At 41.1% G+C, this 15,338-nt stretch carries 15 protein-coding genes; 8 read left to right on the top strand and 7 right to left on the bottom strand.

Annotated elements, in window-relative coordinates; translation table 11 throughout:
* Positions 1–102: 102 nt before the first annotated feature.
* The 4 genes from BFP97_RS04295 to tyrS all read left to right on the top strand — a co-directional run bounded on the left by BFP97_RS04295 (position 103) and on the right by tyrS (position 4,000).
* Complete coding sequence (locus BFP97_RS04295) at positions 103–978, top strand: hypothetical protein (protein WP_069841227.1); 876 nt, start codon at positions 103–105, stop codon at positions 976–978.
* 140 nt (positions 979–1,118) lie between these two features.
* Positions 1,119–2,174, top strand: a complete 1,056-nt coding sequence (locus tag BFP97_RS04290; RefSeq protein WP_069841226.1) for a ParM/StbA family protein — start codon at positions 1,119–1,121, stop codon at positions 2,172–2,174.
* Positions 2,174–2,647, top strand: coding sequence for a polymer-forming cytoskeletal protein (locus BFP97_RS04285; RefSeq protein ID WP_069841225.1), 474 nt, complete (start codon positions 2,174–2,176; stop codon positions 2,645–2,647). The genes BFP97_RS04290 and BFP97_RS04285 overlap by 1 nt, the downstream gene beginning before the upstream one ends.
* 66 nt (positions 2,648–2,713) lie before the next feature.
* Positions 2,714–4,000, top strand: a complete 1,287-nt coding sequence (gene tyrS, locus BFP97_RS04280) for a tyrosine--tRNA ligase (protein WP_069841224.1) — start codon at positions 2,714–2,716, stop codon at positions 3,998–4,000.
* Between the two features lie 10 nt (positions 4,001–4,010).
* Here tyrS and BFP97_RS04275 read toward each other — a convergent pair whose 3' ends face one another.
* The 7 genes from BFP97_RS04275 to BFP97_RS04245 all read right to left on the bottom strand — a co-directional run bounded on the left by BFP97_RS04275 (position 4,011) and on the right by BFP97_RS04245 (position 11,409).
* A complete protein-coding gene (locus BFP97_RS04275; RefSeq protein ID WP_069841223.1) occupies positions 4,011–4,868 on the bottom strand; it encodes a DUF4249 domain-containing protein in 858 nt (285 codons plus the stop codon).
* Between the two features lie 2 nt (positions 4,869–4,870).
* On the bottom strand, positions 4,871–7,222 hold the full coding sequence (locus BFP97_RS04270; RefSeq protein WP_069844197.1) for a TonB-dependent receptor: 2,352 nt from the start codon (positions 7,220–7,222) through the stop codon (positions 4,871–4,873).
* Positions 7,223–7,408: 186 nt separating this feature from the next.
* Positions 7,409–8,185, bottom strand: a complete 777-nt coding sequence (locus tag BFP97_RS04265; RefSeq protein ID WP_069841222.1) for a patatin-like phospholipase family protein — start codon at positions 8,183–8,185, stop codon at positions 7,409–7,411.
* Positions 8,186–8,187: 2 nt separating this feature from the next.
* Entirely contained in the window at positions 8,188–9,036 is an 849-nt protein-coding gene (locus BFP97_RS04260) for an MBL fold metallo-hydrolase (RefSeq protein ID WP_069841221.1), read from the bottom strand.
* Positions 9,037–9,045: 9 nt separating this feature from the next.
* The gene (locus BFP97_RS04255) at positions 9,046–9,708 is read right to left on the bottom strand and encodes a DUF6090 family protein (protein ID WP_069841220.1); all 663 of its coding nucleotides are present in this window, start codon (positions 9,706–9,708) and stop codon (positions 9,046–9,048) included.
* A complete protein-coding gene (locus tag BFP97_RS04250; protein ID WP_069841219.1) occupies positions 9,708–10,376 on the bottom strand; it encodes a DUF6090 family protein in 669 nt (222 codons plus the stop codon). Before BFP97_RS04250 ends, BFP97_RS04255 begins: the two co-directional genes overlap by 1 nt.
* A gap of 85 nt (positions 10,377–10,461) precedes the next feature.
* Complete coding sequence (locus BFP97_RS04245) at positions 10,462–11,409, bottom strand: acetyl-CoA carboxylase carboxyltransferase subunit alpha (protein WP_069841218.1); 948 nt, start codon at positions 11,407–11,409, stop codon at positions 10,462–10,464.
* 138 nt (positions 11,410–11,547) lie between these two features.
* Between BFP97_RS04245 and BFP97_RS04240 the strand changes: the two genes are divergently transcribed.
* Genes BFP97_RS04240 through BFP97_RS04225 form a run of 4 tightly spaced genes read left to right on the top strand, consistent with a single transcriptional unit; the run spans position 11,548 to position 15,196 of the window.
* On the top strand, positions 11,548–12,630 hold the full coding sequence (locus BFP97_RS04240; protein ID WP_069841217.1) for an AI-2E family transporter: 1,083 nt from the start codon (positions 11,548–11,550) through the stop codon (positions 12,628–12,630).
* An 8-nt stretch (positions 12,631–12,638) separates the two neighbouring features.
* Positions 12,639–13,532 (top strand): FAD:protein FMN transferase, encoded by an 894-nt coding sequence (locus tag BFP97_RS04235; RefSeq protein WP_069841216.1) that lies wholly within the window; start codon positions 12,639–12,641, stop codon positions 13,530–13,532.
* Positions 13,533–13,573: 41 nt separating this feature from the next.
* Positions 13,574–14,923 carry a Gfo/Idh/MocA family protein gene (locus BFP97_RS04230; RefSeq protein WP_069841215.1) on the top strand — a complete coding sequence of 450 codons (1,350 nt, stop codon included), beginning with the start codon at positions 13,574–13,576 and terminating at the stop codon, positions 14,921–14,923.
* 30 nt (positions 14,924–14,953) lie between these two features.
* Positions 14,954–15,196, top strand: a complete 243-nt coding sequence (locus BFP97_RS04225; RefSeq protein ID WP_255399339.1) for a PLDc N-terminal domain-containing protein — start codon at positions 14,954–14,956, stop codon at positions 15,194–15,196.
* Positions 15,197–15,338: the final 142 nt, after the last annotated feature.

The following is a 15,338-nucleotide window of genomic DNA, read 5'->3' as shown; positions in this document are numbered from 1 at the left end:
TTAATAAACTTATACTTCACATTTAATTTTAACCACTTGTACAAAGGTGTAACGGCATTATCTTTCAATTTTCTATCTTGTGAATGACCACAGAACAGACTTATGAAGACATTTTTTACCTGCATTTCGTTATTGACCGTCATCAACTTCGGGCTATCGCAAACTCCCCCACCAGATACTGACATCTTTGTTTTTGACTTGAAAGAAAAGAAAGGCAAACTCAGTATTTCCAACTCCAAAAACGTTACAAATCGAAAAGGTTACGACAACCAGCCCGCATTTTTCAACAACGATTATATCATGTACTCGGCTTATGAAAATGGTCAAAACGACATTATGATAGTTGATTTATACGATAACAAAGTGACCAACCTGACGAACACTACCAATACCAGTGAATACTCCCCCTTCCCCATGGAGAAATACAATAGTTTTGGAACAGTACGAGTAGAGGAAGACAATACCCAAAGGCTATGGTTGTTTCCTATGGAAGGAAAACAGTCTCCTCGTGTCGTTTTCGAAAAAATAGCACCAGTAGGCTATTTCGCCTGGAATCAAGATCAAATTCTAATGTTTGTCCTTGGCCAACCGGCCACTTTGGTAAAGGCCAACCCCAATAGCGTGGATGATAAGATCATTACAAGCAACATTGGCAGAACCATCAAAGTAATTCCTGATAGCCCTGACTTTGCCTTTGAAAAGCGCGAGGACAATGGTGATGTAATAATCCACAGGTTAAATAGTGTCAACAATGAAACGACTGCTATCATCAAAAAACCGCAAGGCGCTAGTGACTGGGCCATTACACAACAAGGAACATATATTACTAGTGTAGGCTCTAAACTCTTGTCTTACAATCCTAAAAGAGATGAAAACTGGGTAGAAGTGAGTGATCTGGGAGAAACAGGGGCTAAAGGTATTACCAGAATGGCTGTCAGCGGCAACAATAAAAGATTGGCTCTGGTGATTAATCAATAAGCTATTTTCAATTTTATATCTCAAAAGTATTTCGGAACTTCCGCCTGATTTTTTCAAGGCAAATGAGCAGTCAATGGTCTTTTAATCGTAATATTGCTGTTCATTTATTTTGGCTATTTCACTAGAACAAAACTCACAGCATGTTTAAGACTTATACATTCCCAAGTGTTTTCGAGGGAAATAATACGGATTTAAGAAACGTTTCTCCAGACCTGATCAATGGTCTAAAATTATATCATAATGGCGATGGTTACGTGGTTGGTAACCTTGCACTTACCGAAGGAGTATCTCCACACAGAAATATCAATAGTGCTCCGGACGAGCTAGACTATCATTTACTATTGAAATCAGGTATGCTGATCGCAAACCAGAAATTAGGAAATCCGCTTACACTTTCTACCGGCTTTCCATTCTCAACCTTTCAGCTTTATAAAGAAGTAGCCAGCGAATTGATCAATACACAACATGTAATCGAGTACGATGCCGCTACTTATGGCGGAGGCACTAGAAAGAATGTACAGGTTGAAATCGACAGTGTTCAGGTCATACCAGAGGTAATTAGCTGTGCCATTGCACTCCGCAAGGGACTTCAGAAAGCAACGGGCAACTTCTTTGTCATGTCACTTGGGTACGGAACACTAGAGGGGCTTTTGAGTACTGAAGGTGGTATTGTTCAAAGAACATCACTTTCAACTTACGGATTGAGATACGCTGTTAACCTGCTAGAAAAAGAACTGGCAAAAACTTACTATTTAGAGCTCAAAACTGAGCATCAGATTGATGCAGCTTTTCAGAAGGGAGTAATATTCTTAAATAGAAAACGTATTGATATTAAGGAGATTAGAGACAAAGTATTAAAGCAATACTATGAGGATGTAATCTCTCCTGCCATGAGAAAAGCTTTTAATGACAATGACTTTACCATCTCTCACGAGATGTTCTTAGCTGGAGGTGGTGCAATGTATCCGATGTTAGTTGATTGCTTCAAGAAAGAATTCCAGGACATCCTTGATCTTCAAGTAGCGAATGAGCCACAAACACTGGCAAGTAGAGGCTATTGCATTAACTCCGCTCAATTGAATGGCGGGGTAAAAAGCAATGCTGTCGGACTTGATATTGGAAATGCGACTACTATTCTTTCGATCTTTGACGAAAATGGTGCAACTTCAAATTCATCCATTCCATCTGATTACTAATGAGTAAGAGAGAATCAGCTTCGGTTAACCCATCGACCTACATCACACAGGTCAGGAATGGCTCTGTGATTTCAGGTAATATGAAATCTGAGCACAGCATCCGAGTAGATGGGTTTGTGACAGGGGATTTGATCTCAAGCGAGAAGATCATTATTGGTAGTCATGGTGAAATTGGAGGAAACCTAAGCGGTACAGATATCACCATCGATGGCTACGTCAACGGAGATGTTTTAGCCAATGGTCTCCTGCATATCTCTAAGACAGCCAAAATCTATGGTAAAATCTATTCTAAAAGAATTTCTGTAGAAAATGGCGCTGAAATGAATGGAAAGGTGAATGTCGGGGCAGAAGTCGAGATGCCTGAATTGAATAGTAGCTCACCTTCTAGGTCTACACAGAAAATTACTTTTACGACCAATACATCAAATGATGATGAGGATCGTCAAGACAATTACGGAGGAGTAGCCTGGTAGAACCGGGCTTTTTCCTTTTCCTCTCCCCTTTCATATTCTATATTTGCCCCCAAATCTAATTCCCTAATGAGTAACCCACTGGTTGAAGAATTGAGATGGCGTGGAATGATTCACGACATCATGCCTGGTACTGAAGAACAACTGTCTAAGGAGCTTACGGCTGGATATATCGGGTTTGACCCAACTGCTGACTCACTTCATATTGGCAACCTGGTACCCGTTATGCTGCTAGTTCACTTACAACGAGCAGGCCACAAACCAGTAGCCCTTGTCGGTGGTGCTACCGGAATGGTCGGAGACCCATCAGGCAAATCAGCGGAACGTCAGCTTTTAGAAGAAGATGTCCTCAATCATAACCTGGCAGGTCAAAAGGCACAATTAGAAAAGTTCTTGGACTTTGACTGTGGCGATAATTCCGCGGAAATCGTCAATAACTATGATTGGTTCAAGGGAATGGGTTTTCTTGAATTCATTCGTGATGTGGGAAAACACATCACCGTGAATTACATGATGTCTAAGGACTCGGTGAAAAATCGATTGGAAGGCGGAATGTCCTTTACCGAATTCACTTACCAATTGGTTCAGGGATACGACTTCTATCACTTATACCAAAACAAGAATTGTAAAATTCAAATGGGTGGTTCCGATCAATGGGGCAACATTGTCACAGGAACCGAACTCATCAGAAGGAAGGCTCAAGGCGAAGCATTTGCCTTAACGGCTCCATTGATCAAAAAGGCTGATGGATCCAAATTCGGTAAGTCCGAAGGTGGAAATATATGGCTGGATAAAGAGAAAACTTCACCATACAAGTTCTATCAATATTGGCTAAATACCTCAGATGAGGATGCTAGCAACTTCATTCGAATCTTCACTCTACTTGGCAAGGATGAAATTGAGGCCTTAGAAGCACAACATGCCGAAGCACCTCACATGAGAACCTTACAGAAAGCACTTGCTGAGGATGTGACCAGAAGAATTCATTCAGAAGAAGACCTTCAAATGGCCATCAAGGCCTCTGGAATTCTATTTGGTAAGTCCACCAAAGAAGACCTCACATCTTTAGATGAGAGCACATTACTGTCCGTTTTCGAGGGGGTTCCTCAGGTAACTATTGCCTCAAGCGAACTTGAGAGTGCAGCAAACTATATTGATTTACTCTCAGAGCTTACTAAAGGCATCATCTTCAGCTCTAAAGGCGAGGCTAGAAGAATGCTGCAAGGCGGTGGTGTCTCTATCAACAAGGCTAAAATTGCCGACATGAATGCCAAACCTGAATTGACCCTGCTTCAAGGAAAGTACTTCTTAGCTCAAAAAGGCAAGAAGAATTACTATCTGATCACTGTTGAGTAAACCCCAGAAACTAGTTTCCGGGGTCTTCAATTAATATATCATCACTATCCACAGCACTTACCTGAAAGTAGCCTAAAGCTCCATTGCTCAGGTTAGTTCTTGGATTTGCAGGTGGTGGGCTGAACATACCACCGTCATTATTGAGTAGATTAAAGAGGTCTGAATAAAATATAAATGCCTCCTGAGTTAGACTGTACATTTCCACCGTCACAGTCTCCCCTAGCGCATAATAACCTGCTATTTCTAGATCGTCAATCTTCTCTCCCAATAGTATATCATCAGAGAAGTAAATGTCAGTAGGAAAATCCTTAACGATCTCTCCATCACGATAGAACTTAAATAGGTATTGATCCTTTCTATCCTGAGGTTCTGAAGCATAAAATAGGACTTCGTAAAATCGTCCTTCTTCCTCTGGGTCTTCGAACTCTTCCTCATTCAATATTACCGTCAGAGAATCAATAGCTGTCACCGGTAACAACTCTTCCTGTGCCCCATACTGCTCTCCATCTACTTGAACATCCAAGGTGTAAACCGATCCTATTTGCCCTTGAAAATTATTCACCGGATAGTAGAAGCCATCTTGCTCAGGATTATCCGTTGGGTTATGAACAAATTGAAAGGTATTTCCATTATCATCAGAAACACTGACTAAAGCATTTTCGATAGCCTCAGCAGGCCCTGTTGCATAGAAGGATCGCGTTCGTGTGAGTTTCACATAGTGGTTTTGCTGATTGGTCACAAGACCTTCTATCACCACCCTTTCATCCAAATCATTGGTTTCAATGGTTACCGTCTCTTCACATGCACTGAAGATCAATATGACCAAGGCGATCAATGGTAGACTTATGTTTTTTAATTGCTTCCTCATGACTAAAAATTGATATTGAAGGTTACTGAAGGTAAAATTGGGAATAGGTAAATGAGACGGGCCTCTTTCTCTGTGCCGTCACCGATTACATTGTCATCATCATCTAGTCTCACTCGGGTGTAGATTGAAAAAGGATTCTTTCTGCTATAAACATTATAGAGCGAGAATACCCATGAAGTCTCATACTTCTTGTCTCGATTTTTTCTGGGAACCAAAGTGGCACTAAGGTCTACTCTGTGGAAATCCTGTAGCCTGAATCCGTTTCTCTCGGTAATAATATCCGCAACTTGCCCATCTCCAAATTCATAAGAACCGGATGGTAGCGTTATAGGGCGACCTGTTCCATAGGTAAAGCTTCCACCAAAGGTCCATTTATCATTATGATCATAGGTACCCACAATATTGAGGTTGTGACGTCTATCGTAGTTGGCCAAAAAGGACCTACCCTGATTCACACCGGGCACCGTCCTATCTACTCGAGACAGTGTGTAGGCTATAAAACCTGATAAGTCTCCTTTCTTCTTCTGTAACATTAGTTCTAAGCCATATGCTTCAGACTTTCCTTGTCTGAATTCTGTAGACAAATCCTGATTAAAGAAGATGCGAGCATTATCTGCAAAGTCTGTCACATTGCTGATGTCCTTGTAGAAAGCTTCCATTGAAAACTCAAATCGATTGTCATCGAAGTTTCTGAAATACCCTAAGGCAAATTGATCGGCAATCTGAGGTTTCAAATAAGTAGAACTTGGCGCCCAGGTATTAAAAGGCAATGGTACGGTACCACTTGAAATCAAATGCGTATTCTGGACCATTCTGTTATAGCTCGCTTTCAGACTACTCTCGTTATTCAATATATATCGTGCTGAAAAACGCGGTTCAAAATTGACATAGGTCTTTATATTCTCGAAGCTTCCATATTGTGTTGAATCTATCCTAATTGGATTTGTATTATCGAGCTTATCCAGGTAAGTATATACCGTGTTCTCTCCAATGTTTTGAAATACTGAAAGCCTGGCACCATATTCAAATGTAAGTTTGTCACTAATTTGATGTTGTAGACTTGCATACAAAGCATGATCTAAAGCAAATTCATTCTGGAGCTCAACAGTTTTGAAAATCGACTCCTCACTCGGAACAATTTTACCTGGCGCAAACTTTCTATAGGTCACATGATAACCAAAGTCCATCGTTAAACTAGGGTTAAAAAAGTAATTCAAATCTTGCTTAAAGCTGTACTCTTCAAGATTAGAATCCCATTGAAAGCCATCCGACTGCTCTTGGGAACCGAGTCCATAGTCAAAAGAACTGGCGATTAAAGAAGTATTTGAAAACAGCTTATCGTTAAAGAGATGATTCCAGCGGAAAGTTGCTGTTCTATTACCCCAATCGAAGCCAAAGTTACCATCGAAGTTAAAGTCATCTCGCCCTGTATAAAGCGCCAGAAAGAACCTATTCTTATTGTTAGCGCGCCAGTTAACTTTTGCATTGATATCATAAAAGTAAACGAGGTTCTTTTGATCGGCCAGTCTTAAAAAAAGGTCCACGTAAGACCTTCTGGCAGAGATGATAAAAGAACTCTCATCCTTTTTTATTGGGCCCTCTAGCATCACACTGCTGGCCAGAAGGCCAATACCTGCCTCTCCCTTTAACTCCTTGTTGTTACCATCCTTGGTTCTTACTTCCAATATGGACGAGAGCCTTCCGCCAAACCTTGAAGGAATACCCCCTTTATACAATTCCGAATCCTTGATCACATCCGCGTTAAAGACCGAAAATAGCCCAAACAAATGCGAAGGGTCATAAACTGGGGCCTCATCGATTAAAATTAGGTTTTGGTCTGCACTTCCTCCTCGGACAAAGAAACTCGATGTTCCTTCCCCTGCAGAAACTACCCCCGGTAACATTTGAATGGTCTTAATGATATCAGGTTCACCAAATAGAGCGGGCAGCTTTTTAAGCTGCTGAATATCTATTTCATTCTTACTCATCTGGATTCCGGTGACATTGACATCCTGACGCTCAGCTGTCACTACAACTTCGCTGAGCTCAACTGTTTCCTCTTCCAAGTTGATGTTCAGAGACAGATCCTTATTGAGCTGAATCTTTTCAACCTTAGTTTCAAAGCCTACATACCTAAATTGAATAGTGTACTCTCCTTCTGGAAGTGTCAATGAATAGAATCCATATGGATTTGTATTTGCCCCGCCACCTGTTTGTTCTATTAAAATGGTGACTCCAATGAGCTCTTCTCCGGACTTGGCATCCCGCACATATCCGTTCAATGTGAATTTATCTTGTGCCCTGACCACATTAAAAAATAACAAGGCACATACTGTAAAAAGTAGTGTTCGCATAGCGTGTTTTTGATTGAGTTTTGCCAGCACTCGCTGGCGACCTTTGTTGTTTGACGTAGCTGACAGAAACTACACGTATCGGTTTCTAAAATAATTCTCTTTATTAGTCGATTCTAATTGCAAAAGGTTGACCTCAAATCGATTTTTTTTCAATCCTGGTGCCAGACTCACACGGGGTGAGCTTCATTACACTAAGAGTTTTTGAATTACTTCAAGCTGTTGTTCGGTCTCAAAGATATGGTGGGTGGCTTGATAGCCAATGTCATATATGCTATCTGCACTTTTGATGTCAAATGTACCATACTCCCTAAGGGACTTTGGTTCAATGACCAAATCACATTTAGACTTACTCTCAGTTACATTAGCGTTGATGCTAACCATAGAAATCCGCTCAATCATTTTTTTGGTGCCGCTGAGGGTATCCTCTTTCAAAACAGGTGAGACGTTCACACCAATAACCACATCACATTCGTCCCTTAAGGTTTCTGTAGGCAAATTGTTAACGAGACCTCCATCGACAAATACGCTCTTCCCTATTCTTACTGGGTCGAATATGAATGGAATACAGCAAGAAGCCATCATTGGTTTAATAAGGGAACCCTCCTTAAAAACCTCTGGACGTCCGGTATTCAAATTGGTTGCAACGATTTGCAATGGGATTTTAGTAGCAGAAAAGTCGTCTTTCGGAAAGTGTTTTTTGAAGATCTCCTCACTTCTACTCATACTGAAGACTCCCTTCCAACTAAAGGCGGGCCAAACAACCTTAAAGAGGTTTGTCTTTGAGACTAGGTGTTTTGCTACTTCTACTTCAAAACCAAATGCGTGAAAGGCTCCAACAATAGAGCCAGCACTGGTCCCGGAAATGGCATGAACCTCTACACCCAATTCTTCCAAAGCCTTTAAAACTCCAAAGTGAGCAAAGCCTCTCGCTCCTCCACCTGATAATGCTAAGCCTACTTTCATTTCTACAAAATCTCTTTTAAAGGGAAGGTTCGATCTAGTTTGACACCTCTTTCCGTTCTTTTGACCGTACAACACTCATTGACGGCATCATGTTCTAAAAAAAGAACATATTCATTATCGGCAGCTTCTTCCAAAAATGCCTTCTTTTCTTGCAATGTGATCAAGGGTCTTGTGTCGTAACCCATTACATAAGGCAAAGGAATGTGTCCCACTGATGGCAGTAAGTCTGCCATAAATACAATGGTCTGGTCTTTATACTTGATTTTGGGCAACATCTGTTTATCGGTGTGACCGTCAACGGTATGAATATCAAACTGACTAAATGGAGAAGCACCCTGAAGGTCAACAAACTCTAACTGACCACTATCTTGCATCGGTAAGATATTCTCTTTGAGAAAAGATGCCCTCTCTCTGGCATTTGGCTCAGTCGCCCACTTCCAATGGTCCTGATTAGACCAATACTTCGCATTGGGAAAGTGTAGTTCTAATCGCTCTTTATTATCGCCTACATAATCAACGCCTCCACCGCAATGATCGAAATGAAGGTGAGTCAGGAACATATCAGTCACATCAGTCCGGTCAAAACCAGCTTTATGCAAAGATCTATCTAATGATGCATCACCATGTAAATAGTAATAGCTAAAGAACTTAGCGTCTTGCTTGTTACCAATACCGTTGTCAATTAGAGTGAGTCTATCCCCATCTTCAATCAAAAGACAACGCATAGACCAGGTGCACATGTTTTTTTCATCAGCAGGGTTGGTTCGTTGCCAAAGTGACTTAGGTACAACACCGAACATGGCGCCTCCATCGAGTTTGAAGTTGCCGGTGTTTATTATGTGAAGATTCATGCTTGCCTCCTATTCTAAGTAGGCCTCTAATTTAGGGATTAGTGCTTTGATATCTTCAAGTGTATTCTCATAGATACTGAGTTTTCCTTCCTTTAAATCTCGCCATCGCCCCAGTAGGTTCTGAAACTCTATATCTCTTACAAAACCGTTATCCGGAATATCACTGATAAAATAGTCAGAGTGCTTAGTTAGGTAAGGATTCATCTGATTCTGTTCAAAGGCTAAATTTTGTTCAAGAATCACATCTGTTTGATAAGTTCTGATACGGTAGAAAAAACTGATATCACTTCTTAATTCAAAGTCAGTGATGATATCAAGCTTTCCCCCACTCTTCAGTATTTCATATGTATTGCTATTGATGAGCCAATTATTCTTGTTCATGAAATTCCCTACATACCATCGCACAGAGTCCTCTCGAAAGTCCTTTCTTCGGCACATGTCCATAAAGGACTCCACGTTAGAGATATTTTCCTGCACATTGGCAATTTGATAGACAAAAGCGGCACTGTCTGATTTGAGATCATTGATCATAGTTCTTACGAACTCATCTCCCATTCGCACCTCCTTCCTTCTTTCGCCCCAATTACTCAGGCCAAAAGCAATGGAGATACCAATAATCACGATGATGATCTCTAACAAAATTGCCCCAAAAGTGACTCTTCTTCCTTTCATCAGTTTTTAAGGTTGCCAATCATTACTTTCAACTCTTTACACCTTGTAATCATGGCTTGATATTCTTGCTGCCTACTACTTAAGAGGTTATAAAAGCTCCCTAGAAGGTTAAATGCCTTATTGGTTGTTAACGGTGTATTGTCTTCAATCCCGTCCCTTCTTGCTGAAAAATGAATATTGTCAATCATGTAGGACTGTATTCTATTATCCGCCAAGTTCTTAATTACCTGATCCATTCTTTCCAGTTCTTTATACTTTACATTGTAAAGATCTGATAAGGCTGCTTTCAGTTCAAAATCTTTTATCACGTTGATATCACCGGAATTCATCAAAGACAGGTAGGTGCCATTCTGAGGATAGAAATAGGTAGCCAAATAACTGCTGGTCACATGATGTCTTTTATAGTATTCAACTGGTGCCTTTTGATAGTAAAACTGAAAGACTTCTGAAACATATCCAAGGATGACAGTGGTCGAGTCCACGATTTTTTGAAGGTCATTAATGTCCTTGTCAATATCCACTTCAATGGAGGCAAGATAGCTCTCCTCAAGTTCGTTCCTTTTATTCGACTCAGACCAGCCTTCCAAAGCAAAGGCAATGCTGATTCCGATGATGACTACAATAAGTTCTATAAGGTGCAGTCCCCAGGATATTTTTTGTTTGGCCATACTGACAAGGTTGTGACTGAAATTAGTTAAAAACAAAAAGACCACAAAGCAAAGCGATGTGGTCTTCAATTGATGTTTTTAACGGCTATTCTACTACCTCTCCCATATTGGAGAATTTTTCAATTCGAGTATTGATTCTCTCCTCACTAGTTTTGGACATGAGATCCTTTAACTCTGACTTGATGCGCTTTTTGAGGTTTTTGTACATCCAGTCCGTATCTCTGTGAGCTCCTCCTAACGGCTCCTCTATAATGCCATCCACTAAACCGAAGCTCTTCATGTCTTCAGCTGTAAGCTTCAAGGCTTCTGCCGCTTGCTCTTTAAAATCCCAACTTCTCCATAGAATGGATGAGCAAGACTCTGGCGAAATTACCGAATACCATGTATTCTCGAGCATCAACACTTTATCCCCGATAGCAATACCTAATGCTCCACCTGAAGCTCCCTCACCAATGATGATGCAGATTACAGGTACTTTTAGCATAAACATTTCCTGAATGTTTCGAGCGATAGCCTCACCTTGGCCTCTTTCTTCAGCCTCAAAGCCAGGATAGGCACCAGGAGTATCAATTAGGGTAACGATCGGCTTACCGAATTTCTCAGCCATTTTGAATAATCTCAAGGCTTTACGATAGCCCTCGGGGTTCGCCATACCGAAGTTGCGCATTTGGCGCTGCTTGGTATTTCTACCTTTCTGTTGGCCAACAAACATTACTGTTTGTCCGTCAATGGTTCCAAAACCACCTACCATGGCTTTGTCATCTTTAACGGTACGATCACCATGTATTTCTACAAAGTCATCTGTGATATTATAAAGGTAATCGAGTGTATATGGCCGGTCTGGGTGTCTTGACAGCTGGACTCTTTGCCAACGTGTCAAATTCTTGTAGGTATCCTCTTTTAGGCCTTGTATTTTCTTTTCGAGCGAAGCGACAGCTTCAGAAACGTCTACCTGGCTGCTTTCTGCCAATTGTTTCATCTCTGCTAGTTTGCCTTCGAGCTCAGTAATGGGTTGTTCAAATTCCAATGACATCAAGTAGTTGATTGATCAAGCTACAAAACTAAATATTAAACTGCTTTCGCACTTAATTTTTTGACATAAATGCCAATGCATCTTTTTTTGGTTATTTTCAGCCTTTAAGTAACTCCAAAACCCAAAAGCGAACTTTTTATGGCGCAAGGAATAAATTCAGATGTCCGGACCATTAAAAATATTCTGATGCTTTTTGCTGCGATCTTGTTGATCGTGCTGATCAAAACACTGTCCGGATTACTTATTCCTCTAGCCTTTGCCTTGTTCATAGGGATTCTACTTTCCCCCATCATTGAATATTTAGAAAAAAAGAAATGGCCTTACACCGTAAGCATTACCATGATCACCGTACTTACATTGGGTTTTATGTTCTTGATCGGCCTGGTAATCTATGACACTGGTTCCCAAATCCTTGATGAGAAAACGAAACTACTAGCCCAGGTTGAAGCCAGATTTGAGGTAATTCTTAGCCAACTAGAGTTTATTCCTGGTGTGAAGGAACTAGAAGCTGATGGATTTACTGCAGCCCTGAATAGGATCATCTCAAAAGACTTCATCCTTAATACATCTGGCGTAGTAGCAGGGCAATTAGGCACATTTACCTTCAACTTTATTCTCTCTGCTGTTTACCTGGTGGCTGTACTAGGCAGTATTGTCAAATACGAAATGTACATCAACTATCTGGAAGGAGATGATCAGCAAGGCAAAGAACGGCTCTTAAATTCATTCACAGAGGTGAAAGCGTCAATTGTCAGTTATATGAAAGTCAAATTCTTCACTAGCTTTTGCACAGGGCTCTTCTTTGGGGTGCTTAGCTGGATCTTTGGTATTGACTTCGCTTTGTTTTGGGGTTTCTTAGCTTTCCTGCTCAACTTTATCCCCACAGTGGGTTCCATTGCTGCCACGATTCCCCCGGTACTTCTTGGACTTATTCAAATTGATAGCAGCGGATCTTTTGTCCTTTTCATAGCCCTATTGATTGCAACACAATTCGTTTGGGGCAATGTGATCGAGCCTTACCTTATGGGTACCTCAGTAGCATTAAATACAGTAACGGTTATTCTTGGCCTTATTATCTGGGGCTACATTTGGGGCATTTCTGGAATGCTACTTTCTGTTCCGCTAATTGTTATGGCTCGTGTGATACTAGCACAAATACCCGATGCAGACTTACTGGTCAAACTTATGGGGCGTAGTAGGCTCGGGAAAGAAAACCAATAGAATTGGCCATGGAACACTTCGAGCACGATGCGATGGCAACGCAGTTTACACTAACCATTGAAGGTGAGTCTAAGGAGGATGCTGAAAATGCCTCCCTACAGGTATTTCAACTTATCGATCAATTAGAGCTTCAACTCAGCAGGTTTATACCCGATAGTGATATCTCACGCATCAATCGCATGAAGGCAAATGAACAACTTCCGATCGATTTTGAGACTTGGGAAGTGATGAAAATGGCTATAGAGATAAGTCAAATGACGAAAGGAGCCTTTGATATTGGCGTTGCGAGGCACATGGATATCTTCAGAGCATCGAAGCAGGGCATACTGAATGAGTTTGAGATGACCAAAGCCCTGGCAAATGTTCAGGAGGAAAAGCTAGCTGCAGGAATCTTCATAGATCCTGACAAGCCAATGGCTTATTGCGTAAAGGAAGGTGTTCAATTTGACCTTGGAGGCATTGGAAAAGGTTATGCACTTGACAAGGTAAAACTGAAGCTTACGCATTTGGGTATTGACACATTCACGCTGAGTGCCGGAGATAGCACTCTCTTAGTGAGCAACAATACTGAATTCAAAGACTCATGGCAGTATAGCATTGCCAGTAGCCAGGACAAAATGGAGTTAGAGCTTAGCAATGTGGTCGTGAGCGCTTCGGGTACTTTTTATCAGGGCAATCACATTTTCGATCCTAGAACAGGAAGCAATCAAATATCCAATAGTTATCACAGACTCTGGGTCGCTTGTCCATCAGCTGCCTATTCTGATGCATTTTCGACCGCTCTCTTTTTAACTGCGGAGGAAGAGATTAGAAAAATCTTGGCCGAAAGCGACAAAATTATCTGGGTGGCTTATTCAAAGGATGGAAATCTTCAATTCCTTTCAAAAAATCACATATATTAGGTTTTAATAAACCTAAGGCCTAAAACTTAATTCTGAGGAGTATGAAAGAATCTAGTAGACGAGATTTCATCAAGACCTCTGCCCTTTTCGGTGGTGGATTGATGTTAGGAAATCCATTTAACATAACAGCAAACCCACTAAGTGTTGCTGACAAAGTCAACATAGCTGTTGTTGGTTGCGGTGGACGTGGTAGCGGTGTATTATTCAACAACATACCAAAAATCCCGAGTGCCAATTTGGTAGCGGTCTGCGACATTGTGGAAAGCAGACGAGAAGGAGCAAAAGAGCGTTTTAATTCTCAATTTGGGGGCAAGGTCAATGCCTATGAGGACTTCTATGAAATGCTTGAGAAGGAAGAGCTGGATGCAGTTGTTCTAACCACTCCAGACTTTTGGCACAAAGCACATGCGGTTGATGCTATGAATGCGGGACTTCATGTCTATTGTGAAAAGGCAATGTCGAACAATATCGAAGATGCCAAAAAGATGGCTCAAGCGATGAAATCGACTGGTAAACTTCTACAGATTGGTAGACAAAGAAGATCAAACGACAGGTACCGTTTTACACACCAGGTTCTTCTGGAACGTGAACAAATGTTTGGTCGATTGACACATGCCATAGGCCAATGGAACAGATCTCGCATTTGGTCACAAAGACCCAATAAAAGAGATAATATAGACCTTAAGAAGCTGGATCGTTACGGTTTCAAAACCATGGATCAGGTTTACAATTGGAGAAACTATAAAGAGCTTGGCGGTGGTGTAGTATCAGATCTGGGTTCTCATCAAATCGATATCTTCAACTGGTTCTTTGGGGCCTTCCCTCATACGGTGTATGCCTCTGGTAATAACTCTTACTTTGGTTTAGAGCAAGCGGATACAATGGCGACCATACTTGAGTATGATACACCGAAGGGACCCGCTATCGGCATTTACGAGAATATATCGAACTCTAGGGCTGTTGGCGTGTATGAGCGCTTTATTGGAGACGATGGTGCCTTTATTATCTCCGAAGGCAAGGACAATAAGATTTACCGTGAGTCACGTGTTTCTTCCAAACGATGGAAAAAGTATATCGATAAAGGTTATCTCTCAAACCTGGCTGATATGCAGCAGTACAAAGAAAAGGAATCGGGAGATTCAGGTATTAAGGAAACTGCGCCTCAAATCAGTTATGACATCAAGGACATGAACGATATGGACAAGGTGTATAACCTGGCAGCGCACACGGCACACTTGTACAATTTTGTCGAGACAGTGCGTGGTGAAGAAACCTTGAATTATGATGCAGAGGAATCTTACAAATCAGAAGTCTGTATTTACAAGATTCACGAAGCGATCAATGCCGGTGGTAATAGGATTAAAATAAATCCAAAAGAGTATAAAATCTAGACCTACTTGATCAAAAATTAAGGCTTCATTTTGAAGCCTTTTTTAATTATCGATCCGTCCATTCACAGCATAAATGGTACTTCTATGTTCTTTATGATTATCGCATTCTATATCATTCCATTCCTAATTGTCGCACTGGCATTGATAGATGTGCTTAGAAATGAATTCGAAGGCAGTAATAAACTGATTTGGGTACTCGTAATCATCTTGATGCCCGTCCTAGGATCAATCCTGTACTACTTTATCGGGAGGAATCAGCGGATTAAGCGGTAACGAAATTAAACGTCCCAGTCTTTTTTGTGAGAGCTTACTTTGCTGTTTGGAAGGATGTAAGGTGCAACTATAGCAGCAATAAACAGGGCGATTACAATAAGTATAAACATCTCGTTTTTTTTTGACGCGAAGATGCGAATTA

Origin of the sequence: Roseivirga sp. 4D4 (assembly GCF_001747095.1) — a bacterium.
Classification (GTDB): domain Bacteria; phylum Bacteroidota; class Bacteroidia; order Cytophagales; family Cyclobacteriaceae; genus Roseivirga.
Note: the sequence above shows the minus strand (reverse complement) of the source record. Positions and strands in the feature narration are given on the sequence as shown.

Bases quoted from the DNA above. Each gene is read 5' to 3' on its own strand.
- BFP97_RS04295 (WP_069841227.1), top strand. From the start codon at position 103: ATGAAGACATTTTTTACCTGCATTTCGTTATTGACCGTCATCAACTTC.
- BFP97_RS04290 (WP_069841226.1), top strand. From the start codon at position 1,119: ATGTTTAAGACTTATACATTCCCAAGTGTTTTCGAGGGAAATAATACG.
- BFP97_RS04285 (WP_069841225.1), top strand. From the start codon at position 2,174: ATGAGTAAGAGAGAATCAGCTTCGGTTAACCCATCGACCTACATCACA.
- tyrS (WP_069841224.1), top strand. From the start codon at position 2,714: ATGAGTAACCCACTGGTTGAAGAATTGAGATGGCGTGGAATGATTCAC.
- BFP97_RS04275 (WP_069841223.1), bottom strand. From the start codon at position 4,868: ATGAGGAAGCAATTAAAAAACATAAGTCTACCATTGATCGCCTTGGTC.
- BFP97_RS04270 (WP_069844197.1), bottom strand. From the start codon at position 7,222: ATGCGAACACTACTTTTTACAGTATGTGCCTTGTTATTTTTTAATGTG.
- BFP97_RS04265 (WP_069841222.1), bottom strand. From the start codon at position 8,185: ATGAAAGTAGGCTTAGCATTATCAGGTGGAGGAGCGAGAGGCTTTGCT.
- BFP97_RS04260 (WP_069841221.1), bottom strand. From the start codon at position 9,036: ATGAATCTTCACATAATAAACACCGGCAACTTCAAACTCGATGGAGGC.
- BFP97_RS04255 (WP_069841220.1), bottom strand. From the start codon at position 9,708: ATGAAAGGAAGAAGAGTCACTTTTGGGGCAATTTTGTTAGAGATCATC.
- BFP97_RS04250 (WP_069841219.1), bottom strand. From the start codon at position 10,376: ATGGCCAAACAAAAAATATCCTGGGGACTGCACCTTATAGAACTTATT.
- BFP97_RS04245 (WP_069841218.1), bottom strand. From the start codon at position 11,409: ATGTCATTGGAATTTGAACAACCCATTACTGAGCTCGAAGGCAAACTA.
- BFP97_RS04240 (WP_069841217.1), top strand. From the start codon at position 11,548: ATGGCGCAAGGAATAAATTCAGATGTCCGGACCATTAAAAATATTCTG.
- BFP97_RS04235 (WP_069841216.1), top strand. From the start codon at position 12,639: ATGGAACACTTCGAGCACGATGCGATGGCAACGCAGTTTACACTAACC.
- BFP97_RS04230 (WP_069841215.1), top strand. From the start codon at position 13,574: ATGAAAGAATCTAGTAGACGAGATTTCATCAAGACCTCTGCCCTTTTC.